Source organism: Mesorhizobium abyssinicae (assembly GCF_049887195.1).
Classification (GTDB): Bacteria; Pseudomonadota; Alphaproteobacteria; order Rhizobiales; family Rhizobiaceae; genus Mesorhizobium; species Mesorhizobium abyssinicae.
Genome location: NZ_JARAKC010000001.1, coordinates 187,966 through 211,276 on the forward strand (window position 1 = coordinate 187,966; position 23,311 = coordinate 211,276).

Annotated in this window: 22 protein-coding genes; 4 read left to right on the forward strand and 18 right to left on the reverse strand. The window is 59.3% G+C overall.

Annotated features, from left to right (window positions below; genetic code table 11):
* Positions 1-204 precede the first annotated feature (204 nt).
* Together PU724_RS00785 and PU724_RS00790 are read right to left on the reverse strand one after the other, a co-directional pair.
* Entirely contained in the window at positions 205-1,131 is a 927-nt protein-coding gene (locus PU724_RS00785) for an ArsR/SmtB family transcription factor (protein ID WP_354419175.1), read from the reverse strand.
* A 556-nt stretch (positions 1,132-1,687) separates the two neighbouring features.
* The gene (locus tag PU724_RS00790) at positions 1,688-2,626 is read right to left on the reverse strand and encodes a LysR family transcriptional regulator (protein ID WP_354419177.1); all 939 of its coding nucleotides are present in this window, start codon (positions 2,624-2,626) and stop codon (positions 1,688-1,690) included.
* A 98-nt stretch (positions 2,627-2,724) separates the two neighbouring features.
* Here PU724_RS00790 and PU724_RS00795 point away from each other — a divergent pair, with 98 nt between their 5' ends.
* Together PU724_RS00795 and PU724_RS00800 are read left to right on the forward strand one after the other, a co-directional pair.
* Positions 2,725-3,297, forward strand: a complete 573-nt coding sequence (locus tag PU724_RS00795) for an NADPH-dependent FMN reductase (protein WP_354419178.1) — start codon at positions 2,725-2,727, stop codon at positions 3,295-3,297.
* Positions 3,297-4,208 (forward strand): DMT family transporter, encoded by a 912-nt coding sequence (locus tag PU724_RS00800; RefSeq protein ID WP_426212983.1) that lies wholly within the window; start codon positions 3,297-3,299, stop codon positions 4,206-4,208. Before PU724_RS00795 ends, PU724_RS00800 begins: the two co-directional genes overlap by 1 nt.
* 187 nt (positions 4,209-4,395) lie before the next feature.
* Here the strand turns inward: PU724_RS00800 and PU724_RS00805 are convergent, their stop codons facing one another.
* The 10 genes from PU724_RS00805 to PU724_RS00850 form a co-directional block, all read right to left on the reverse strand.
* A complete protein-coding gene (locus tag PU724_RS00805) occupies positions 4,396-5,427 on the reverse strand; it encodes a zinc-dependent alcohol dehydrogenase family protein (protein WP_354419181.1) in 1,032 nt (343 codons plus the stop codon).
* Positions 5,428-5,467: 40 nt separating this feature from the next.
* Positions 5,468-6,379 carry an NAD(P)-dependent oxidoreductase gene (locus PU724_RS00810; protein ID WP_354419183.1) on the reverse strand — a complete coding sequence of 304 codons (912 nt, stop codon included), beginning with the start codon at positions 6,377-6,379 and terminating at the stop codon, positions 5,468-5,470.
* A 58-nt stretch (positions 6,380-6,437) separates the two neighbouring features.
* The gene (locus PU724_RS00815; protein ID WP_127282726.1) at positions 6,438-7,196 is read right to left on the reverse strand and encodes a hydroxypyruvate isomerase family protein; all 759 of its coding nucleotides are present in this window, start codon (positions 7,194-7,196) and stop codon (positions 6,438-6,440) included.
* Positions 7,193-7,843: a 3-oxo-tetronate 4-phosphate decarboxylase gene (otnC, locus tag PU724_RS00820; protein WP_127282727.1), complete on the reverse strand. Its 651-nt coding sequence runs from the start codon at positions 7,841-7,843 to the stop codon at positions 7,193-7,195. Before otnC ends, PU724_RS00815 begins: the two co-directional genes overlap by 4 nt.
* The gene (gene otnK / locus PU724_RS00825; RefSeq protein WP_354419185.1) at positions 7,840-9,108 is read right to left on the reverse strand and encodes a 3-oxo-tetronate kinase; all 1,269 of its coding nucleotides are present in this window, start codon (positions 9,106-9,108) and stop codon (positions 7,840-7,842) included. The genes otnC and otnK overlap by 4 nt, the downstream gene beginning before the upstream one ends.
* Positions 9,105-10,034, reverse strand: coding sequence for an L-threonate dehydrogenase (gene ltnD / locus PU724_RS00830; protein WP_354419187.1), 930 nt, complete (start codon positions 10,032-10,034; stop codon positions 9,105-9,107). Before ltnD ends, otnK begins: the two co-directional genes overlap by 4 nt.
* A gap of 23 nt (positions 10,035-10,057) precedes the next feature.
* Positions 10,058-11,131, reverse strand: a complete 1,074-nt coding sequence (locus tag PU724_RS00835) for a tartrate dehydrogenase (protein WP_354419188.1) — start codon at positions 11,129-11,131, stop codon at positions 10,058-10,060.
* Complete coding sequence (locus PU724_RS00840) at positions 11,131-12,594, reverse strand: aldehyde dehydrogenase family protein (RefSeq protein WP_127308683.1); 1,464 nt, start codon at positions 12,592-12,594, stop codon at positions 11,131-11,133. Before PU724_RS00840 ends, PU724_RS00835 begins: the two co-directional genes overlap by 1 nt.
* Positions 12,595-12,618: 24 nt before the next feature.
* Complete coding sequence (locus PU724_RS00845; RefSeq protein WP_292167425.1) at positions 12,619-13,440, reverse strand: SDR family NAD(P)-dependent oxidoreductase; 822 nt, start codon at positions 13,438-13,440, stop codon at positions 12,619-12,621.
* Positions 13,441-13,550: 110 nt separating this feature from the next.
* Positions 13,551-14,552, reverse strand: a complete 1,002-nt coding sequence (locus tag PU724_RS00850; RefSeq protein ID WP_354419190.1) for an HpcH/HpaI aldolase family protein — start codon at positions 14,550-14,552, stop codon at positions 13,551-13,553.
* 21 nt (positions 14,553-14,573) lie between these two features.
* On the opposite strand from PU724_RS00850, the gene PU724_RS00855 reads away from it, so the two are divergent.
* Entirely contained in the window at positions 14,574-15,413 is an 840-nt protein-coding gene (locus tag PU724_RS00855; protein WP_292167421.1) for a hypothetical protein, read from the forward strand.
* Between the two features lie 59 nt (positions 15,414-15,472).
* On the opposite strand, the gene PU724_RS00860 is transcribed toward PU724_RS00855, so the two are convergent.
* The 5 genes from PU724_RS00860 to PU724_RS00880 all read right to left on the reverse strand — a co-directional run bounded on the left by PU724_RS00860 (position 15,473) and on the right by PU724_RS00880 (position 20,734).
* On the reverse strand, positions 15,473-16,396 hold the full coding sequence (locus PU724_RS00860; RefSeq protein ID WP_292167419.1) for a LysR family transcriptional regulator: 924 nt from the start codon (positions 16,394-16,396) through the stop codon (positions 15,473-15,475).
* A 55-nt stretch (positions 16,397-16,451) separates the two neighbouring features.
* Positions 16,452-17,906, reverse strand: a complete 1,455-nt coding sequence (locus tag PU724_RS00865) for an NAD-dependent succinate-semialdehyde dehydrogenase (RefSeq protein ID WP_354419192.1) — start codon at positions 17,904-17,906, stop codon at positions 16,452-16,454.
* 128 nt (positions 17,907-18,034) lie between these two features.
* On the reverse strand, positions 18,035-18,958 hold the full coding sequence (locus tag PU724_RS00870) for an NAD(P)-dependent oxidoreductase (RefSeq protein ID WP_127282736.1): 924 nt from the start codon (positions 18,956-18,958) through the stop codon (positions 18,035-18,037).
* 136 nt (positions 18,959-19,094) lie between these two features.
* Positions 19,095-19,958 carry an SMP-30/gluconolactonase/LRE family protein gene (locus PU724_RS00875; protein WP_292167415.1) on the reverse strand — a complete coding sequence of 288 codons (864 nt, stop codon included), beginning with the start codon at positions 19,956-19,958 and terminating at the stop codon, positions 19,095-19,097.
* 32 nt (positions 19,959-19,990) lie between these two features.
* Positions 19,991-20,734, reverse strand: coding sequence for an SDR family oxidoreductase (locus PU724_RS00880; RefSeq protein ID WP_127282738.1), 744 nt, complete (start codon positions 20,732-20,734; stop codon positions 19,991-19,993).
* Positions 20,735-21,111: 377 nt separating this feature from the next.
* Between PU724_RS00880 and PU724_RS00885 the strand changes: the two genes are divergently transcribed.
* Entirely contained in the window at positions 21,112-22,494 is a 1,383-nt protein-coding gene (locus PU724_RS00885) for an MmgE/PrpD family protein (protein WP_354419194.1), read from the forward strand.
* A 20-nt stretch (positions 22,495-22,514) separates the two neighbouring features.
* Here the strand turns inward: PU724_RS00885 and PU724_RS00890 are convergent, their stop codons facing one another.
* Complete coding sequence (locus PU724_RS00890; protein WP_127282740.1) at positions 22,515-23,291, reverse strand: glucose 1-dehydrogenase; 777 nt, start codon at positions 23,289-23,291, stop codon at positions 22,515-22,517.
* Between the last annotated feature and the right edge of the window lie 20 nt (positions 23,292-23,311).

A 23,311-nucleotide genomic window follows, 5' to 3' on the forward strand; every position in this document is an offset into this window, starting at 1 on the left:
TCCCACTGCGGACTATCAATCCGACTTTCCGATTTATATCCGGGTCATGGGTCAGTTAAGGGTGGAGTTCGCCCGCCCGTCAAGGGCCTCGAGCAATTCCAGGAAAGATGTGTGCGGCTTTCCTGGAAAGCCGTAGCGCTTTCCCTTGGGAATTACGTCCAAACAAAGAGTGGAGCAGTTCGCAGTTTCCGTGAGACCGCGCCCTTAGGCCTTCAGCAGGCGCAGAACGATGTCGTTGCTGTAATTGCCGAAGCCGCTACCGAAGATGTTTATGCCGCCGGGGTGACGCGCATCTTCCTTCACGCCGATTCGTATCCGGATCGAGCGGTGCCGCTCGAGCTCCAGATCAGTCAGCGAGCATTTGGAAACCTTGTTGTTGTTGCGATAGGTGCCGTTGTTCGTGACGCGCCAGTGTGCGAGGTCGCCATATTGCGATCCGGCCAGCTTCCACCAGCCGGGCGTATGCTTGCCGCGCTTGTCGCCATAGTCGGCCGGCGCCGTCCAGGTATCTATCTCGTGTCCGTTGATCGCTACCGTGATGTCCGATGGCCAATCCTTCGATGTGCCCGGGACCTCCGACGAAAGCTCCATCGCTAGTTCCAATCCGCCGACCTTGGCATTGGCAAGCGTCGCATTGTTGGGAAACTGGTATTCGACGAAGCCGCGCGTGAACCACAGCAGCCCTGCCCGCATACGGTCAGGATCGAGAAAGGTGTCGGGCACATCGAGAAGTCCGATGACGCCGTCTTTTGAACACAGGCCGCAGGGAGCGGAAACTTCGCATCTCGTATAGAGTCCAAGCGGCATCGCCACTTCTATGACGCCGAGATCCTGCGCCGGAGTGCGGTCCTTAAAGACGACAACCAACTCGGAGAAAGTCGAATAGCAAACCTTCTGGCTTCCCTTGCGCGCCTTTTGCGATTTCGTCTCGATCAAACCGACATCGACAAGAACCTGGATGTTTGCGGAAATCGTTGATTGCGGAAGACCCAGTTCTTCGGCCACTTGATTGACGTTTTTCGGCCCCTTGCGGTGCAGCAGATCGAGAATCCGGACCCGGACCTCGCTCGCGAGGCTCTTCAACAAGTCAAGCCGCTCAAGCGGATCGACAACCATGATTTCATTCGACATATGGCCCCGCACTCGTCACACGAGGTTATGTATCAGCAGATCAGATACAAATAAAGACGGTGGCGTTATGCTCCCCTAGGGCCAATTTCGGATTCCAGGCATCCGAACAAGGCTCGCTCGCGCCGTTTCTCAGGCTGAAATTGTTCCGACTGGCGGGAGGGTCGTCCCTTGCGAGAGAAGAGCAACGCAGGCTTGCGGCGATCTTGGCTTCCGACGTGGCAGGTTTTCCGCCGCCAGGATCTGGCTAACCGGGCGAAGAAGCTGGCGATAAGTAATTGATAAACAACGACAATGGTGGTGCTGGCAGTCATATGCGAACCAGCCTCTGCGCCGATTTCCCTGTTAGGCGTCTAAAAACAGCGAATTTACAGAGTCTTTAGGCGCGCGGGCTGGTTTTAACGCGAAATAACGACGTTGATTCAATCCGTTATATGGATTTTCCCTAGGCAGCCTAACAGGGAAAGCTTGAGCCAAACAGGGAAACCTCCGCCTTAAACAAACGGTGATCCACTGTGGGTGCCAGATTTCGACCATGCCAAGCTGTACCGCTTCGACCTTAGTCCTTCCCAACACGTGAGGGGGTTTTCTCCGAAGCGGCAATCTCCTGAAGGGCCGATCGCAAAAATGCTGCCGCCGGCAACAAGGGTTTATCGAGCCGATGTGCAATATACGACCAGTTCACGGTCCTGCCGTCCTTCCCCAAAGCTGCCGCCGGAAGCGGCACGAGCCGCCCTTCTTTGAAGTCGCCCGCAATAAGCCATTCGGGAAGCCTGCCCCAGCCGACGCCCGCTCGTATCAATTCGAGCTTTTCCGCCTGGCTGCCAACACGCCACCTTCGTTGCGACAAAACACCAAAGTCCGTTCCTTGCGTCCGGCCACTGGGATCGACCAGCACGACCTGAACGAAGTCCGCGAGATCAACCGCACTCACTCGGGCTTCCTTGGCGCGGCTGGCGAGAGGGTGAGTGGCACCAACAACAGAGGTCAACGAAACGGGCGTGAGCGCCTCGAACTCCAACCGCGAATCTCTCAGGTCTTCGCCCACTGTGATCGCAATATCAGCTGTTCCGCCAAGCAGCGCATGCGCGGGTTGTCCGAACGTTCCACTACACAGCTCTACACTCACCGATGGAAAAGCGGCGTGGAGCCGGCCGAGCGCCTCGCCGATGATTGAAACGGGAAACAGCGTATCCGCCATCACGATGAGTTCGATCTCGAGCCCGCTTCCCATGCCCCTCGCCTTGGCGCGCAGCAGGTCCGCCCGCAGCAGCAGCGAGCGACTGTCTTCCAGCAAAGCCCGCCCTTCCACGGTCAGGACGGGCCTGTGAGAGCTGCGGTCGAAAAGCGACGTGCCCAATTCCATTTCGAGATTCGCCACCGAATGGCTTACCGCGGACTGCGCACGGCTGAGCCTGCCCGCAGCTAGGCGAAAGCTGCCCGCTTCCGCCACGGCGACAAACATGCGCAGTTGGTCAAGCGTTAGAGCATCGAGCATGATCGATTAGATAGATCATATTTAGCAAGATTTTAGCAATCTCATAGATCGAGAGAACATGTCATTGCTCTCACGTCCACAACAACCTCGGAATTGACATGAGCGAGCATCTCAAACTTGCGGTGCTGATCGGGAGCACCCGTGAACAGCGATATGGAGGCAAGGTCGGACATTGGTTCGCGCGCGAAGCTCGCGAAGCCGGCCAGTTCGACGTTTCAGTCATCGATATCGCCGAAATCGAGTTGCCGCCTCTCCACCCCACAGAGCCTACGCCGGCCACCAGCGCGCTTATGCGCCAGCTTGCAGACGCCGACGCTTTCGTGGTGGTAACGCCCGAATACAATCACAGCTATCCGGCCCATCTCAAACACGCGATAGACCAGGCCAACGAGGAGTGGCACGCAAAGGCCGTCGGGTTTGTGTCATATGGCGGTGTCTCCGGCGGTCTGCGAGCGGTGGAGCATCTCAGGCAGGTCTTTGCCGAGCTTCACGCCGTCACCGTCCGCGATGCCGTGAGCTTCCACGCCGTCTGGGAGCATTTTTCCGGCGACGCGGGCCCCTTGAATCCCGACAGGAGTTCGGGAGCCGCAAAGACCATGCTGCATCAGCTCAAATGGTGGGCCACTGCTCTGAAAGAGGCGCGGTCCCGCCTCGCCTACACCGTCAGTTGATGGGCCTTGCGATGATTTCGCAGAGATTGACGGCGGCGGTGCTGATGTCCGCGGCCATGACGCTGGTCGGATCCGGCGTCGTTGCGTCCAAGGTGATAGCGGGCGGGATGCATCCACTTCTGGCGGTGCCCCTGCGGTTCCTGATCTCGACCCCGATCTTCATTGGCCTCATCTATCTGACAAGGACCGCTACCCCTCGGCTGACGGTGCGCCAGTTCCTGATCGTCGCGCTCCAAGCCGCCGCGGGAAGCGCCGGCTACAGCATCCTGATGATTGTCGCCTTGGCGATGACAACCAGCGCAAGTGCAGGCGTCATTCATGGCTTGCTGCCGGTATTGGCCGCCCTCGTTGCAACACTTGCCTTGGGAGAACGGCTAAGCGCCAGGCTTTGGGTCGCCATCACTGCAGCGACGTCAGGTGCGTTGCTGGTCAATTTCTCATCCTCAAGCGGGATGGGATTTGATGTCAGGCAATTGATGGGAAACTTGTTCGTCGTGACCGCGGTCTCGGGAGAGGCGCTGTTTGCGATCCTGAACAAGAGAATTGGGATACCGCTGCCGCCCCTCTACCTCGCGGCCTTGATGAGTGGCATCTCGCTGGCCCTGACACTGCCGCTCGCCGTCCTTGTGTTTATGTTTGGCTCGATGGCGTACACCGGTCCAGCCTTGCTGGCGACGGGCTATATCAGTGTGTTTCCGACGGTTCTTGGGTTTTGGCTCTGGTATTCAGGTTCGTCAAGAGTCACCGGCGGCGAAGCGGGCATCTTCATGTCCGTCCTGCCGGTCGCCGCACTACTTCTCTCCTACCTTTTCCTTGGGGAGGCTATCAGGCTGGGCCACATCGCCGGGATCATCCTGGTGTTGCTCGGCATTGCGGCTTCGGTTTCACGGTTGGGCCGCGGAAGCCCTTGAGTAGCAGGCTTGTCAGAGCTTATCGCAGGCGACCTGTACTGCACTCCTCCGTCTTTGATTCCGTCAACCGAGCAGCGCTTTCCGAACGACTGGCTACGGCAATTGCAGAGACGAGGACGGAAATCGGGGCATGTTTGCCCAGAAAGCAACATCTCCGCCAATTGTTGCGCGAAGCCGCCACTTTCCCTCAAAAAATGAAAGCGCCCTTCCCGCTCACCTGGGCATCGAACACACGGTAGGCATCCTCGGCCTGATCAAGGCGCCAACGGTGTGTGAACAGGCGATCAAGGTCGAGATTGCGGGAAACAACGAAGTCCGCGCACGATTTCTGAGCAACGGTCGACATCGTGTAGGAGGTCATGACGGTGATCTGGCGATCAAGCATGGCTTGGGTATCGACTGTTACCTTTCCGCCAATTCCGACCATGCACACTTTGCCCCAAACGGCGATAGCTTGCAGCCCTGCCGCGGCGGCCTGGGGCGAGCCGGAGGTTTCTACCACCATCTCGACCCCCTGACCGCCGGTCAGTTCGCGCAGAACCTCGGCGACGTTGGCCTCGCGCGCGTTGATTGTTTCGTCGGCACCGAACTGCCTCGCCATGGCGAGGCGGTCATCATCCAGATCGATCGCGATCACACGCGAACCGCGGGTAGACGCCAGGAGAGTTGCTGATAGCCCGACAGGGCCTTGGCCGAAGACAGCGATCGTCTCGTCTCCTCGCGGCTGCAGGCGTTCCAAGGCACCCCACGCTGTCCCGGTTCCGCAAGCGATGGCGGCACCGGCTTCGAAGCTCAACGAGTCGTGCAGCGGCACGAGTGTATCAGCAGAAACCTTCATATAAGGAGCGTGGGCGCCATGCGCATTGGCACTGTACGTCGTGCGCGTGATCGGCTCGCAAAGTTGTGGCCAGCCGGTCCGACAGTGACGGCAAACGGTGCAACCATGGTAATGGTGCACCATCACCCGATCGCCTACCCGGGCAACATGTCGTGGTACGCCTCGACCTACGGCCGCCACGATACCAGATGGCTCGTGACCGCCGATCACGCGAGACTCAGACGGGCGGCTAAGGTCTTGTGACGCCCGATAGGGGTGGAGATCGCTGCCGCACATTCCCGAGGCCTTGATCTCAACAACAACCTCGCCATCTCCAGGTGTTGGGTCATCGACTTCGACCAGGGCCAAGCGCCGTTCGCCCAAAAAAACAATGCCCTTCAAATTCCGCTCTCCCGAGATATCGATGTTGCCGGAGGCGTCGCTATCGAGCCGTTTCCGCCAAGTTCAGCCCGTTGAGCGCACCTACGTGGTCGCTCAGCATCGGAACAAAATCGCTCGCGTGTCCAATAGCTTCCACATGGGCGTAGTAGTGCCTTGCGGCCGAGGCCATTATGCTCACCACCTCCGCTTCGGCAGCCATGGTGGTGACATAACGGAGGTCCTTAGCTGCATTGGCGATCGTGAATTTGTGAGCGTCGCGGTCGCGATCCACCACGTACCGCATGAAGGTGTCGAAGAAGCCGTTGCCCATGCGGCTCGGCCCAATCACGTTACGAATGACTTTCGGCGCGATGCCGACTTTGGCGCCCAGCACCACCGCTTCCGAGAACAGTGCCCCATACGACATGCCGATGAAGTTCATCAAAAGCTTCATCTTGTGCCCACTGCCTACAGGCCCGACATGGGTGATCGTGCCGGCCCAGCATTCAATGATCGGACGGACGACCTCCAGCAGGTTCTCGTCGCAACCGACCATCGCGTCGAGTGTACCCGCCTCAGCTTCCTTGGGGGTGCGCCCCAAGGGGGCATCGACCAGTCGAGCACCTTTTTCGGACAACTCCGCTGCGAGCTTAGCCGTGGAACCGGGATCAGCGGTGGAAGCGTCGATGACGACCAGTCCGCTTCGAGCGCCGGCAATGATCCCGTCTTCGCCCCGGACGACGCTTTCGACATGGTGTGAGCTGGGGAGGCATATTTGGATGACGTCACACTTGCCTGCCATGTCTTTTGGGCTTGCGGACTCTTGGGCGCCTATCGAAATCAGGCTTTCGACCGACGCGCGATTAAAGGGGTCGCGGACCCACATTTCGTAGCCGCCTTTGCGTATGTTTTTCGCAATCCCATGGCCCATGAGGCCAAGACCGATAAATCCGACAACGGGTCTGTCGCTCATCAAATCATCCTTTTCTGCTCGTCCGCTCATGGAATGCCCGCGGCGCCGTTTCTTTTTGTCATCGATGGCGAGCGAGCCATGAAAGATCTGGCTTCGCACCGCCTTGCGGCAGGTATTCCGCTCCAATCGGAGCGACCCAACCCAGTTCGGCTATGCGCGGCAGGACGTGGGCGTAGTCGAGTTCGCCATGGTCTGGTTCACCGCGATCCGGCACTGATGCGATTTGGATATGCCCAACGAACGGAAGCAACGACACAAGCCGCCTCGTCACATCTCCCTCCATGATCTGAACATGGTAGCAATCGAACATCAGCTTCAGGTTGGGCCGACCGACCTCACGGATGATATCCATGGCTTGCGACGTTGTGCCCAGGAAGTAGCCAGGGGCATTGTAGTGGTTCAGCGGCTCGATCAGAACAGTGATCGTATCGCCGGCCGCATCGCAGGCATAGATAAGGTTTTCGGTGAATGCGGCTCGGGCGCGCGGTCCGCTGCAGTTTCCGGCCATGACGTGGACGGCCGAAGCTTTGATCTCGGTGGCATAGGCAAGCGCCTCGTCGATTGCCGAACGTGCTTCCCCCTGACGGCCAGGCAAGGCTGCGAGACCATTTTCCCCGGCTCCGGTTTTCCCCCGCCTTGTATTCAGACCGAGCATGGAGAGGCCGGCGTCTTCCAAGGCGGCCTTCGTCGCAGACGCTGGAGTATCAAAGGGCCAATGGCATTCAACCGCGTCGAATCCGGCTGCGCCGGCGGCGCGAATAGCCTCTGGCAGCGAACGGTCTGACCACAGAAAGCCTAGATTGGCCGAGAACTTCATGCGTCCCACTCGATATTGAAAGCAGTGACCACTTCACGAATTTGCGGGCCGGTGAGCAGGCGCGGCCCAAGGCCGCGCAACAGCAGAGCAAGACGCGCCGTGGCTTCCAATTCCTCGATCGCATTGCACGCCGCTTCGACATCTTTCCCGGCAACGACCGGCCCGTGGTTGGCGAGCATCACGGCGGATCGCTTGCCGGCCAAACCGCGAACCGCGTTGCCCATCGCCGGATCACCGGGGCGGAAGAACGGCAACAGTTTCACGCGGCCGAGCTGCATCACGGCATAAGGTGTCAGCGGCGGCAGGAAATTGTCTTCATCGAGATCGCTCAGCATCGACCAGGCGACCGCGTGACAGCTATGCAAATGCACGACCGCGCCAGTCTGATTTCTGGTTTCGTAGAAGGCGGAGTGGAGCGGCATTTCCTTGGTGGGAGCATCGCCGTCTATGTGTCGCCCCTGCGCGTCGAAATGGCTGAGACGGCCTGGGTTGAGCCGCCCGAAACTGGTGCCGGTAGGCGATACCAACAGACCCCCGTCGTCCGTTCGAGCCGAAATATTACCCGTCGAGCCGTGTGTCAGCCCTCTGTCGAACATCGACTTGGCCAACGTGCATATTTGTTCGCGCAGGCGAGCGTTCTGCGTCACTTGTCCAACACCTCCAGCGCATGACTGAAAAAGGCTTCACTGCCAAAATTCCCAGACTTCAACGCCACGGCAACGTCATGGCCCCCCGTTCGGGCAAAGCACCACGGGACCCCCGGCGCGATTTCGATTCCAACATCGAGCTTGGTTATACCGAGCGCCCTGGCGACTGCTCCAGACGTCTCTCCGCCGGCCACGACATAGCGTCGTGCACCGAGTTCACGAGCTTTGACGGCGCAGGCGGCCAGAGTGCGTTCGACCAGCAGGCTGGCCCGATCAACGCCAAGGGTTCCTTGCGCCGCCCGAACGGCACTGGGCTCAGCAGTCGCATAGACAATCGGGGCTGCATCCGGCGCTTGTTTCGACAACCAATCCAGAACCTCGTCCGAGCCGTTCTGCGCTATACGGAGAGGATCCAGCCGTAAGCCCGGCCGACCACTTGCGAGGTAGGCCGAGACTTGTCGGTTTGTCATGGCCGAACAACTGCCCGAAAGAACGATTGCCATTCCGTCTTCGGCGCGCCGCCTTTCTCTCCCCTCGTTTCGGGTGAGGACACCCTCGTCCAGCCATATCTGCGGCAAAGGCATGGCCACTGCGCTTCCGCCGGTCAGGAGCTTCATGTCGTGGCAAGCAAGGCCGATTGTGCGGAGATCGTCATTGGCCACAGCGTCTATGATGACGTGGGCCACACCCTCGGCATGGAGTTGCGCGAGTCTTGCGCGGAGCGCCTCTGGGCCTGTCGCTACAACGAGCCTGTTGGCCAGTCCGACGGGCGCGGTCACCTGCGGTTCAAGGAGCCTCATGAGGTTGGAATCCCTCATTGGCGTCAAAGGATGATCCTTCATGGAGCTTTCGGAGAGCGGTTGCTCGCCTACGAACAGATTTCCCATGAAGATTGCGCGGCCATTTTCGGGAAAAGCCGGGCAGTAAATGGTTTGGGTCGTTCCGAGCGCCCGCATGAGCGCCTCCGCCACAGGACCTATATTGCCACGCGGCGTCGAATCGAAAGTCGAGCAGTACTTCCAGAAGAACCGCTCGGCACCCGCCCGACGCAGCCAATCGAGAGCGGCAAGGGTCTGGTTGACAGCTTCCTCGGTCGGGGCATTGCGGCATTTGAGGGCGATGATCTCAAGTGCGGCAGTGTCCGTGGGCGACTCGTTGGGCACGCCCATGCGCAACGAAACCCGCACTCCGGAGCGCGCGAGAAGACCGGCCAGATCGGTCGCACCAGTAAGATCATCCGCAATTGCGCCGAAAAAGGTGGTCATGGCCTCCAGCCCGTCTCCCTATCGGCCGTCTCGGGCATCTCCTGCCTAGGCAGTTTGAGGCCAGTGGTACGAGCATAAACTTTCGCCACTGCGGCGTCGTCCTCGCGTCCCAGGCCCATGCCTGCCGCCGCAATGAATTGCTGCAGGACGGCTGCCGTTATGGGTGCCGCAAACTTAGATTTCCGAGCAACGTCCAGTACAATGCCGAGGTCCTTCGGCCAGATATCGATCGCCGAGCGCGGCGTGTAGTCGCCTTCAACCACGTGCGGAGCCCTATTCTCCAGCATCCAGCTTGTACCCGCGCAAACCGGGATCACCTCTAGAAAGGTCTCTGGGCTGATACCTTGGGTCATGCCGAATGTAATTGCTTCAGCCATCGCCGCTATGTGGATCCCGGCCAGCATCTGGTTGACCGCCTTCATGGCTGATCCAGCCCCGGCGCTGTCTCCCAATTCGAAAACCTTCTCGGCCATAGCGTCGAGAGCAGGGCGAGCTGCGGCGAAGGCTTGCGGTGCGCCGGAGGCCATGATGGACAGTTTGCCATTCGCCGCCTTCACCGCGCCTCCTGAAATGGGTGCATCGAGAAAATGCAGGCCGCGCGTCGCGCATCGATTGGCGACGCTGCGTGCATAGTCGGGGGCGACAGTCACACACATGATCACGACTGCACCTGGTGCCAGCTCGGAGACCAGCCCGCGATCACCGAACAGCACCTCTTCGGTTTGGTCTGAATTCAAGACAACAACGACAAGGGCATTCAGCTCCGCGGCGGCGGATTCGGGATCCACGTTCGATCCGCCCATGGCACGCAAGCGTTCGACTGCTTCTGCGTTGACGTCGGCGCCATACACATCGTGGCCCGAACGAAGCAGCGACGTGGCAATGCCGAACCCCATCGAGCCAAGTCCAACTACGCCTACTTTCATGACCTGTGGTCCGCTTCGATTGGTCAAGTGTTGCTACCTCTAATCGCGGCTATTACCGCCTCGGTGACCTCCTGGGTTGTCGCAGTCCCGCCGACATCAGGTGTCAAGACCCCGGCTGCGCAGACCGTTTCGATCGCTTTCATCAGGCGGGAGGCCGCATCGATCTCCCCGAGATGCTCGAGCATCTGGCAGCCGGTCCAGAAGGCAGCAACCGGATTGGCGATACCCTTTCCGACGATATCGAAGGCCGAGCCGTGAATGGGTTCGAACATGGAAGGAAACCGTCGCTCTGGATCGATATTTGCCGTTGGGGCCACGCCCAGGCTGCCCGCAAGGGCTCCGGCAAGGTCAGAGAGGATGTCCGCGTGCAGGTTCGTCGCTACGATGGTGTCCAAGCTTTCGGGATGCAGTGTCATCCGGACGGTCATCGCATCGACGAGCATTTTGTCCCAGGTTACGTCGGCGAATTCTCGCGCAACCTCCGCCGCGATCTCGTCCCACATGACCATGCCGTGCCGCTGGGCATTTGATTTGGTCACGACAGTGAGCAATTTGCGGGGGCGGGACTGCGCCAATCGGAACGCATAGCGCATGATGCGCGTGACGGCGTGGCGCGTGAAGATGGCGACTTCGGTTGCAACTTCTTCCGGCATGCCGCGGTGGACGCGTCCGCCGTGCCCGGCATACTCACCTTCCGAGTTCTCGCGAACGATGACCCAATCGAGATCGCCAGGGCCCCTGCCGCGCAAGGGACCGGAGATACCCGGCAATATCCGGGTTGGGCGCACATTCGCGTATTGATCGAAGCCCTGGCAGATCGCCAGTCTAAGTCCCCAAAGAGTGATGTGGTCAGGTATCTGGGGGGCGCCGACCGCGCCGAAATAGATCGCGTCGTGGGCTTTGAGTTGCTCAAGCCCATCGTCCGGCATCATTTTGCCGTGGGTCTTGTAGCGCTCTGAACCCCAATCATAGCGCGTGACGTGAAGGCAAAAGTCGCCTGCCTTCCGGCTTAATGCCTCGAGCACTTCAAGCCCTGCGTCGATGACCTCAGGGCCGATCCCATCAGCCGGGATCGCGGCAATTGAATATTGTCGCATCACAGTGGCCGACTTCCGTACCTGGGCAAAGCGGCGGCTTCTTCCTCGAACCCGTAGACCGACTTCACTTCCAGATACTCTTCCAGCCCAAGTTCTCCCATCGAGCGCCCGATCCCAGATTGCTTATATCCGCCCATGGGTGTCACGGAATTGCTAGCCGCGCCGTTGAAGCTGACGCGCCCGGCGCGCAACCTGCTTGCGAATTCGTAGCCCTTCTTGCGGTCGCGACCGAAAACATATCCGCCGAGGCCATAGGGGCCGTCGTTGGCGATCTGCACCGCTTCCTCCTCGCTGGAATAGGGGATCACAACCAAGACGGGTCCGAAGATCTCTTCCTTGGCAATCGTCATATCTGGGCTCACGTCGACGAATACGGTCGGCTGCGTGAAATAACCCTGCTCGTGTCCATCGGGCCTGCCGAGGCCGCCGCAGACCATCCTGGCGCCCTCTTCCAGGCCATCTCGAATGTAGCCTTGGATGCCTTCGAATTGCGCTTGGTTCACAACCGGTCCCATCGTCGTGGTTGGATCGCGCGGATCTCCAATGCGAAATCGACCGACTTCGTCGAGCAGAAATGGGATCACGCGATCCATCTGGCTCTTGTGCACGAGCATGCGGCTTGGCGCGTGACACGATTGCCCGGTATTGAAGAAGCAACGCTGTATGTTCCAGCGCGCGGCTCGCTCGAGGTCCGCGTCTTCGAGGACGATGTTGGCTGATTTCCCTCCGAGTTCCAGCGAAACGCGCTTCACAGTGTTGGCAGCCGCTTCACTGACCTTGATGCCGGCCCTTGTAGAGCCCGTAAACGAGATCATGTCGACGTCCTGATGCTCGGACAGCGCCTGGCCGACGACGCTGCCCTTGCCGAGTACCAGGTTGAAAACACCTTTTGGCACTCCGGCCATCTCGAACACGCGCGCAAGCATGACCGCGCTGACGGGAGACGCGTCCGAAGGCTTGAGGACCACGCTACAGCCCGCGGCAAGCCCGTAGATCGCCTTGATGGTTGGCGTCTGAACCGGCCAGTTCCAGGGCGACACAAGTGCGCAAACGCCGATAGGTTCGCGACGGATGATCGTATCGGCCAACTGCGTTTGAAAGCTGTAAGTTTTCAGGAGATCGCGAGCCACCTTCATGTGGCCAACCGGGCCAGTTGCCTGGGCTTTGGCACTAACCGGAATACCGACTTCCTGGGCCATCACATCGGCAATTTCGTCGACGCAGGTTTCGTAGGCGGAGATGATGCGGTCGAGCAATTCGATCCGCTCGATGGGTGTCGTCACCGAATAGCTTTCGAAGGCGCGTCGTGCAGCCGCAACAGCTTTGTCGACGTCCTCGGCGCTGCCACCGGTCGCCACCGAAGCGAAGGGCGTCTCCGTCGCGGGATCGATGAGCTCTCTGCGACCTGAATGGGCGGGGTCCACCCATGCGCCGTCGATATAATGTTGGCCGTAGTGTTCCATGATTGCCCTCTGCCGGCCTTTTCGTCAGAAGCTGTGCGTGTAGCCACCATCGCAAGCGATGGTTTGGCCGGTGATGAACGAGGCAGCCGGCGTGGTCAGAAACATGATAAGCCCTGCAAGGTCGGACGGCACGATGGTCCGCGGGATGCATTGGAGATCGATGTTGCGCTGGCGCACTTCGGGCGTCAGGTTCGTCATGCGCTCTTCGACCTCCGTCTCGACTGTGCCCGGGCGAATGCAGTTGACGGTGACCCCGTGCGGGCCAAATTCTCGGGCCAGCGAGTTGCTCATCCCGATCAGCGCCGATTTGGACGTCACGTAGTGAAGGTAGTTCTTCGTGCCGCGATGCACGGAGTCGGAAGAGATGTTGATGATGCGACCGAACGACTGCTTCTTCATCGTCTCGGCTACCGCGCGAGCGCACAGGAAAACGCCCGTAATATTGACGTCCATGACACGCCGCCACTCTGCCAACGGGATCTGGTCGAAGGGTCGCTTTGCAAGGCTTGAGAAGAGCGAGGCGTTGTTGACAAGCGCGTCCAAGCGGCCGAATTCATCAACGACTGCCTTGACCATGGCGTTGACAGACGCTTCGTCGGCGACATCGACTGATATCGGTTTCGCCTTTAATCCTTCGGCTTGGATTTCGGCCGCAACTGCCTTGGCGCTAGCGGCGTTTACGTCTGCGATCACCGCAACCGAACCAGCCGCAGCGAACTGTCGAGCGAGTTCACGGCCGATTCCCTGGCCTGAGCCAGTGATCAGGACGACACGATCTTTCACGCTGAAGTCTCGCGCCTCTCGATTGACGCTAGACACCCGATCCTCGACATCGCTCGTATCCACCTGTGTTCCTCCAAACTTTCTGGCCGTCAGTGAGTTATGGTTCAGCTCCAACCGAGTTGGCAGCGGAACATACGAGCTACACTGCCGACCGCACGTGTCGCATTGTGAATTCACCGGAAAGCGTTCGCGGCGGCAGTTGCCGCGCTCATCAGGAAGCCAGTGTCGCTTCCCGCGGAGACGTATCGCCCTCCAATCGCAATCATCTCCCTGGCTATATCAGGCCGAGAGTTCAGCCCTCCGACGCCAAGATGCTTGCCCTTAGCCCGACAAGCCGCCGCTACATGGGCATAAGCTTCGCGAACCTTGGGGTGATCGAGCTGGCCCGGCACGCCGAGTGAGTTGCAAAGATCGTTCGTGCCGACCAGCAGCATATCGATGCCTTCAACCGAGGCGATTTCCTCGGCGTTTTCCACCGCTGTGACGGATTCGATCATGCCGGTCACAAGCGTCGATTCGTTCAGCCGCCGCATGACCTCGCCGGCAGGTCCACCGCGGAACAGAGTGTGAGGGCTGGTCGCCAGGAGAGAGCGGTCCCCTAAAGGCGAAAACCGCGCCGCCTCAACGACCTGTTCTGCCTCGGCCCGATTCTCGATATGGGGAACGATAATTCCCTGGGCCCCCGTTTCCAGCGTCCTGCCAATCTCCGCCTTGTCCGTGCCGGCTACACGAACCATAGGCGTCACGCCGAGCGCAGTCGCTGCGATGCAGATTTGGCTTACCGTCTCCAGTGAGAAACTGCAGTGTTCCAGATCGACATAAAGACAGTCGAAGCCTGCACTCTTCGCGATTGCCGCTACTTCAACGCCGCGCATGAGCCGGACGACCATGCCGACGGCAAGTTCCCCTGACTCCATCTTGGTTTTCGCCAGGTTTTGCGGTGAGATTTCCAGACTGGGCATAAAGAATCCAAAACTGACAATGCAGTCGCGTCGCACTATCGCGCCGCTGAAGAGGCATTCGCTCAAGACTTTGAAGCCAACATGCGGAGGTATCAAGTGCTCCCCAAGCGGCGCCGACGCCGGGAATAACAAGACGTTATAGCCACCAAACACTGCGGATACGCACTGGCACTGTTTTGCGTTATTTGAGGGCAGCCAAATAACTTTGAACATGATGACGTAAGAGGAGCGAACATGCGTATCTCGGAAGCTGCAACTTCAGAGGGTGGCCGGGTTGGTTCAATGCGGGAAGGAACCCTCGATCAGAAGTTCCTTTTGCAGGGCGACGACGACTCGCCGAACAACTACCTTCTCAACGTGGGCCTGACGGGATCTGGCGGTTGGGGCACCCCTCGCCACCGGCACAATTTCGATCAGATTCGCTACGTCCTGAAGGGGAAGTATCCCGCCTCCCCCACCAAGATCATGGATGAAGGTTCGGTGGGGTACTTTCCCGAGAGCGTCCACTACGGACCGCAGGATCGCCCCGAGGGATTGGAGATGATGGTGATCCAGTTTGGGGGAGCCAGCGGATCCGGCTTTTTGAGTACACCACGCAGGGAAGCCGCCAACGAAGCGCTGAAGGCCAAGGGCGAATTCAAGAATGGCGTTTTCACCTGGCTCGATGAAAAAGGCCAAAAGCACAACATGGACGGTTCTGCCGCATGCTTCGAGGAAGCGACTGGCAAGAAGCTGGTTTTCGCACCGCCTCGCTATGACGACATCGTGCTGATGAACTCAGAGTCCTATGCCTGGATCGAGACCCAGGCCGCCGGCATCTTCACCAAGCTCCTGGGCACCTTCACCGAACGGGGAATTCGTATCAGCCTCATCAAGGTCGAGGCCGGCGCAACCTTCAACACCGGGACGCGAGCGGCAATCGAAGTGCTCTTCATGAGCAAGGGCAAGGTCACGGTACACGGCAAGACCTACGGGGAGAAAACCGCGATCGAGTTGCTTCCGTCTGACAGCCCGCTGAACATCGAGGCGCAGGACGAAGCCCTGTTCTTCTCTGTCACGTTGCCGAAGTTCTGACGGACCGAACTGCCTCGGAAGAGACTGCCCGGATGGAATCAAGCCCGTTTCCATCCGGACTATTCCGAAACCTTCTCGTGGCAAAGCTCGAGCCCGATCTGCTCCACGCAGGACACGAGGTCGCGACGCGGCTGATCCATTTCGTATCCTTCGCGGAAGAATACCGCGATGTCGCGCTTCAGCGCCGGATCCTCGAACGGAAGCGAGAGCAAACGTTGTTCGGCCACCTCCGTTCGCACAGCATGGGCGGGGAGGAGTGCCAAATGGTCCGTTTCGGCCACCAGTGACTTCAGCAGCGATACGGATCCGCAGACCGTGACCTGCACCGGAAGCTCTACCTTCATCGTCCGCACAATGTTGTCCAGCACGGTATGTGTGCGCCGTGACGTCGGACTGATCCACGGATACCGGACGAGTTGCTCCCAGGTGAGGTCGGTGACACCCTGCAGCGGATGATTGGGACTGGCAATGACGCACAGCGTGTCGCGAAACAACACGCGCTGGCGGAGTCCGTCGAGCATATCGAAGACCTCGGTCAAGCCGATCACGAAATCGAAATCGCGGCGCAGCAATCCGGTCAACAGATCGATCTGCGCATTTTCAACCACCTGCAAACGGGCGTCCTGGTAGGTCTCACGCCATCGGCTCAGCGCCAGTGGCATGATCCTACTGGCAAGGCTGGGCAAACTGCCGATGCGAATTGACTCCGCCTGGCCCTCAAGGACATTTCGAAGGTCGCGCTCCGCCAACTGGATTTCTTCGCGGATCAGCCTCGCGTAACAGTAGAGAATGTCACCCTGTTTTGTGGTGACGACGCCGTTGGGCCCACGTTCGAGCAGCTGCATTCCTACAGATGCCTCCAGCCGGTCCATCGAGGTCGACAACGCCGGCTGTGATATCCCAAGCAGTTTGGCCGCGCGGTTCAGGCTGCCGTGCTCGATGATGGTCGCAAGGTAGAGCAGCTTCTTGGGGTCGATCTCCATAAACTAAGCCTATCCTCCCTGTCCCGTGAAGGGGAGTCTTCGGGGAGACCGAAACTCACACCCTCGCGCGACGTTCGGCGATCGTCTTGGCCACCGTATAGCTTTGGTACATCTCCGGACCACCCTCGCGGCCGATACCGCTTTCACGATAGCCACCGAAGGGCGCGTCCGCTCCAGGGCTGGTAAAGACATTGACCGCAACAGAACCAACCTGAAGCTCCCGCGATAGATAGTCCGTCCGCTCGACCGAGTTTGAGAAGACGAACGCGGCCAAGCCCATGCTGAGGCTATTGCTGATTTCCAGAGCCTCATCCATCGAGGCGACCGGCGCGCATGGCGCGAGCGGGCCAAATGGCTCTTCATTCATGATCTTCGCCTCGAGGGGGACGTCCGCCAGCACCGTCGGTGCATAAAACCAACCGCGGTTTCCGACCCGACTGCCGCCGGTAACGACCCGGGCGCCTCGGGCCACAGCATCATGGACGAAATCCGCCATGGCGCCCAGGCGACGATTGTTGGCGAGTGGTCCCATCTGCACGCCATCCGCAAAACCGTCACCGACCTTGAGTGCTCCGGCCTTGGCCGCCAGGCTGTCGACAAAGTTTTCATAGACCGACTCATGGACGAGAAATCGGGATGGCGCCGAGCAGAACTGTCCCGCCATCCTGAATTTCCAGTTGGTGGCAAGCCGCGCGACTTCCTCTGCATCGACGCCCTCATCGACCAATACAGGAGCGTGCCCCCCCAATTCCATCAGAACCGGCTTCATCGTCTCAGCGGCAAGGCGCGTCAGGTGCTTGCCCACTCCGATCGATCCAGTCAGCGTGACAAGTCGTGTGATTGGAGACAGCACCAGAGTGCGTGATACTTCGTCCGGGTCACCGAAAACGACGTTGAGGACGCCGGCGGGCAACCCTGCGTCGAGGAAACATTGCGCGAAAAGACAGGCGGTCGCGGGGGTTTCTTCGGCAGGTTTGAGAATGATGGAGCATCCCGCCGCCAGCGATGCGCTGATCTTTCGCGATGGTGCGCTCATCGGCACGTTCCACGGCGTAAAGGCCGCGACCGGGCCGATCGGTTCGCGCACAACGAATTGCTGGATGGGTGGATCGGTTGGAACTATGCGGCCGTAGAGGCGCCGGATTTCTTCCGCGTCCCAGTCGAGAAAGGTGGCGGATCTTTCAATCTCCGCCAGAGATTCGCTCAGCGTCTTGCCTTGTTCGAGGGTGAAAATCGGCGCGATTTCGGCTGCACGCTCCCGCACCACTGCCGCGGCACGGTGCATGATCGCGGCGCGTTCCGAAGGAGGCGTCTTGCGCCAGACCTCAAAGCCGCGGGCAGAGGACTTGAGCGCGTTTTGAAGGTCCTCCGCAGTCGCCTTGGGCACTTGTCCGAGAATGGACTCATCGCTCGGATTCTCAACGTCGCAAACTGGAGGACGGTCGTAGATCCACTCCCCATCGATCAGCAGGCCGATCCGCGGATAGATTGGTTTTGCCTTGACGTTCACGTTGCAGGGTCCTTTTCAGATTACCGTATTAAGTCCTTGCGGACCTGCCGGCGAAGCCGGTTCCGGAAGTCGACATTCGCGGCGTCACGGCTTCGCCGACAATCGCTGCGCGACTTGCGTGCCCGGGATCACTTGAGACTGCCATCCAGGAAGGACAGCACCGCGTCCTCGGCGATCGCGGCACCACGCGCTCGCTGGCCCCAGGTTTGTGCACCGATATGCGGAGCGAGAATCACATTCGGCAAGGCGGCCAATCGTTCCGGAACGTTCGGCTCATCCTCGACGACGTCCAGCGCTGCCCCGGCAATGGCTCGGTTCTCCAGCGCTTCAATCAGCGCGTCGGTGTCAACGAGGCTTCCGCGAGCAACATTTACGAGCCGGCCTTTCGGTCCCAGCGCTTCAAGTTGGCTAGCTCCGATTACATGCCTGAGGCCGGGCGACGCAGGAACAGCGAGAACCAACACATCAGATGCGGCTGCCAGTGCAGACCATCCGTCATGCAGAGAGGCCCCCAAGCCGGCGTTGGACTGGCGATCGAGGGCGGCGAGTTTCATGCGCGAAGCCGTTGCCCGAGCCGCGATGGCCTGGCCAATCCGACCGCTCAGACCTGCGATGCCCATGGTCATACCGACGACGCTATCCCCAAGGACGAAGCGCTCTTTGCGCCATTCTCCGCTGCGGGCAAACCTGTCGGCATTGACGAGGTTGCGACATAGCATGTGCGTGAATGCCATCGCCAAATCCGCTACATCGTCGGTCAGCGCCTCGCCGACACACCGCACCTGCACTTTGCGCTTTGACAATGCCTGTAAGTCGATGCGCTCCTGTCCCACCCCTTGCGATACGACGAAACCAAGATTGGGCAAGGCGTCCGCGATCTCGCCACTGCAGCCGCGTGTCGCGCTGGTCATCAGAACCCGCACGTCGGCGCGGTCCGCCTCTGGCAAGGCCGGAATCTCCTCCGGGCTGGCCACGACGCGCACCAGACCCAGGCCTTCCAATCGAGGGTAAGACATGCCTGCGAGGGCAGGAAAAGCAATGACTGAATACATTCGTCTGATGTCCGGCCGCGCCGTTCTTGAAACAGAACCGGAAACTATCGGTCCCCCTTTTCAACGGCAACAAACGTTGGAGAACGGCCATAGCTTTTTGTTATATCCATTGGATCAAAGTGGATCGGCAAAGAGCTTATCGAGCTTGCACGCCAGCGGTATCGGGGCTCGAAACGTCGACTTCGACTTTGAAGATTGCGCTATTGCGTTTTCCAGCGGCCATATCATCGTCTGTACCGATGAAGGCAGTCGCAAAGAGCGTGCTCCCGTCGCCGCCTCCCAGTGTGCATGAGATGCCGGACCCGGCGAACTTGAACCGGTGGGTGATTTCCCCGCCGTCGAGAACGCGCACAAACTCGCCCGTATTGCAGATTCCGACCCAGATTGCGCCTTGCACATCAGCACAGATGCCGTCCGGCTGTCGCGAGCCTAGATCGGCGAAGGTCCGCCGATTGCCAAGGTTTCCGGCCACATCAATATCGAACGCCGTGAGCCGCCCCTCCCACGTTTCGGCGACGATCAACGTTCGCCCTTCATTGATGACAACTGATCCGTTTGGAAAGTCGATATTGTCAGCAACCGTCACGACGGTCCCGCCGGGATCCACGCGATGGAGCCAGGTTGGTTTGCGAGGTTCGCCTGCAACAAAATCATAGCCGAAATTGCCGACGTAGATGCGGTCCTGCGGGTCCACGGCGAAGTCGTTCAGCCATCCTGTCGCATGGTTCGACAGGTCGGCATATTCACTGAGCTTGTCGCCATCGAGGCGAAGCAGCCTACAATCCTTGGCCGAGACGATGATCAGCGTTCCGTCCGCCAGAAATCCCAGCCCCGAAGGACGGTTCGGCACATCGAACACCCTCCGGCGTTGTCCTTCGGCTGTGAGCGCGTAGACCTTGTGGTCGAAAACATCGGACAGCCAGAGCAGTCCCTGGTGCCACTTTGGCGCCTCCAGGAACATGAAATCCTGGGCGACGAGCTGTGGTTCAAGTTCGATCATTTCATTCACCGGCGTCCGCAGACACTCATCACTCACCAGCCCCCGTCGCAATGAATGTCTTGTCCCGTAATGAGGTCGGCGTGGGAAGATGAGAGGAAGATCGCGAGGTTTGCGATGTCGACCGGCTCGATCCTGCGCTTCAGACTTTGACGTTCAAGAATCCATTGGTGATATTTCTCACGATTTTCGCCGAAATGCCGCCACTCGGCTTCAGACACGACCGCGCCAGGTGAGATGCCGTTCACATTGATTCCATGGTGCCCAAGTTCGCGCGCCATTGACTTGATGAGCCCGTACATGGCGCCTTTGGAGGCGACATAGGGGACGAAGCCCTCCCAATGTCCTGTGAGGGTCAGCGACGTCAGGTTGACGATCTTGCCGTAGTTCTTCCGCTTCATGTGTACGCTGCAAGCGCGCGAAATCACGAAGGCGGCCGAGGAGTTGATCCGAACTTCTTGCTCGTATTCTTCAATCGAGAACTGCTCATGCGGCTTGTTGACGACGAACGCTGCATTGTTGACCAGAACGTCGATCCCGCCGACCTCCTCCGCCAGCGCGGTAACCGCTTTCTCGGTTCCCGCCAGATCGTTGAGATCGCATCCGAAGTAACTCACGCCTTCGCCAAGCTTGGCAAGTGTCGCGTCAACGTCCGACATTTCCGGGCGATCGGCGGCGATCACTCTCGCTTCTTCTTCGCAATAGCGCTTCACCAAGGCCTGTCCGATCGTGCCGAGGGCGCCAGTGATCAGAACCGTCTTGCCAGAGAGAATTCCCATGCTGCCTCCAGACAGATAGCTAGCGTAGCGGTCCTTTGCGGGCCGCAGATCCTGCAGAAAATGCGCGGCGCCAAACGCCGATTTGCTTAGAAAGCGCCAAGGGCGAGAACGCGTCCGCAGCTTCAACCTAACGCGAACGTTCAAACCGCTCTTCCCATCCCAACCCGCACATGACTGCGATTGGACGGGGTGGAAGTTTCCATCTTCACATCAATTTTGAAACCGCAAAACGCACGCGAGCGGCCTCGCATATAATTTTGGATTATATATCACTCAGACGAAGTCGACATGGGAAATGATAGATCGCCCGGAACGTGGCATTGAGATGCGGCCTCCGATTAATGTGGCCGTCGTCCAATCTGAATGCAGGCCCTACGATGTCTGATGCCCCTGATCTTGTACACGTTCTGGCTGATCATACGGTCCAACTCAGCTACGATGATGTTCCTTCCGATGCGCGCGAGGCGGCCAAAAAGTCCCTTTTGGACACGATCGGGGTCATGTTGGCGGCGAGTGGCCTGGAGCCGGCCGTACACGGCGTCATCGATATCATTCGAGAGAGTGCTGGAGCACCACAGTCCACGGTGCTCGGCTTGCCTGGCAAAGTCCCTGCCCTCTCGGCAGCGTTAGCCAATGGCGCCCTGGCGCATTGCCTTGACTATGACGACCAAACTCCGTGGGGGCAGCATTCTGGGAGTTCAATCGTTCCTGCCGTCTTAGCGGTCGCCGAACGGCAGGGCGGCGTGTCGGGAAAGGAATTGATAGCAGCGATCGCGGCAGGACAGGACATTTTCGCGCGCTTGCGCTGCAACGTAGGTTGGAAAAAGGACTGGAACCTCTCAACAGTGTTGGGAGTGTTTGCCGCAACCGCCGCAGCGGCAAGGGTGATGTCGCTGTCTCCTAAGCAGACCGCCGATGCTCTCGGTATCGCAACGATGCAGTCGAGCGGCATCATGGAGATGGTTGCAGGCCGGGGTAGTGATCTGCGCGGTCTCTATGCCGGGTTTTCAGCCAGGGGAGCCGTTCTCGCGGCAATGATGGCTGAACGCGGAATTACAGGCATCGATAAGGCTTTCGAGGGTGAATACGGTTTTATGAGAACGTATTTCAACGGCCAGTATGACCGTCAGGCGATCGTCCGGAACCTCGGCTCCGAGTTCCTTGGCAGCGGAACGCTTTACAAACGCTGGCCGTGTGTCGGAACGGCGCATAGCCATATGAAAGCGGCTATCGACATCATGACGGAAAACGATCTGCAACCCGAACAGATTTCCGAGATCCGACTGCACGTTGGAGACTACCATGACCTGATGTGCCAACCTTTGGAAGAACGCCGCGCGCCGGCGACCTTGGCAGACGCGAAGTTCAGCCTGCCATTCCTGGTCTCTGTCGCGATCGTCCGTCGTGGCATGAGCGTCAAGGACTTTTCCTCCGTCGGCCTGTCCGACCACGAGGTGCTGGCCGTTGGACGCAAGATGCATCTCATCAGCGACCCAGCGCTGGACTGGAAATTGGAACTTCCGTTGGGTCGGGTCCAAATCCTGGCGCGGGATGGAAGGTCTTGGGTCCGGGAGGGAATTGCCGTGCCCGGCAATTCCGACAATCCCCTGTCATGGGATGACATATGCGCAAAATTTAGGGAATGCGCTTCGGTCAGCATGACCCCTGTCGCCGCGACCAAGGTTCTGCGCGCAGAATCCCTGGCTCGCTCCCTCGAGGAGTTGCCGGACGCAAGTGAGTTGATCCGCGCCGCAGCCTGACGTCACCCGAAACGAGAAATCTATATGCCGGCGGTTTGCCCACCGTCGACGACCATCGCATGACCCGTGACGAAGCCGCCCGCATCCGAGCAAAGCCAAAGCACCGTTCCAGCAATCTCCTCCGGTCGCCCCATGCGCCCAACCGGCTCCTGCTTGATAATTCGAGCTCTGCCTGCCTCGGTGTTGCCTGTGTAGCGGGCAATCATCGGAGTATCGATGATACCCGGACAAATCGCATTCACACGAATACCTTGGTCCGCATATTCGAGTGCAGCAGCCTTGCTCATCGCGGTGACACCGAACTTTGAAGCGCAGTAGGCGGATTGCTGGCGGATGGCGAGCACGCCGGCGCCTGACGACGTATTGACGACGGCGCCGCCGCCGTTGCCGAGCATGATTTCGATCTCGTATTTCATGCAGAGAAAGACACTTTTGAGATTCACGGAAATTACCCGGTCAAAGAGATCTTCCGAAATGTCCGCGATCATTGTGCCTGGCTGTTCGATGCCAGCATTGTTGAAGGCAGCATCGAGGCGTCCGAAGGTGGCTACCGTCAGGTCGAGAGCGGATTTGACATCCGAGGCTTTTGTCACGTCACACACGATCGAGAGGACCTTGCCGCCGAATCCCTCGATTTCGGCCACAGTGCCCTGGAGGCCTTCTTCGCTGATATCTGCTACGGTCACTGCCGCGCCGGCACGGGCGAAGGCCACGGCCGTTGCACGACCGATGCCGCTGCCGGCGCCAGTAACAAAGGCGACTTTCCCGACAAAATCGACGAGCGGTATGTTGGTCATGTCTTGTATTCCATTCTGAT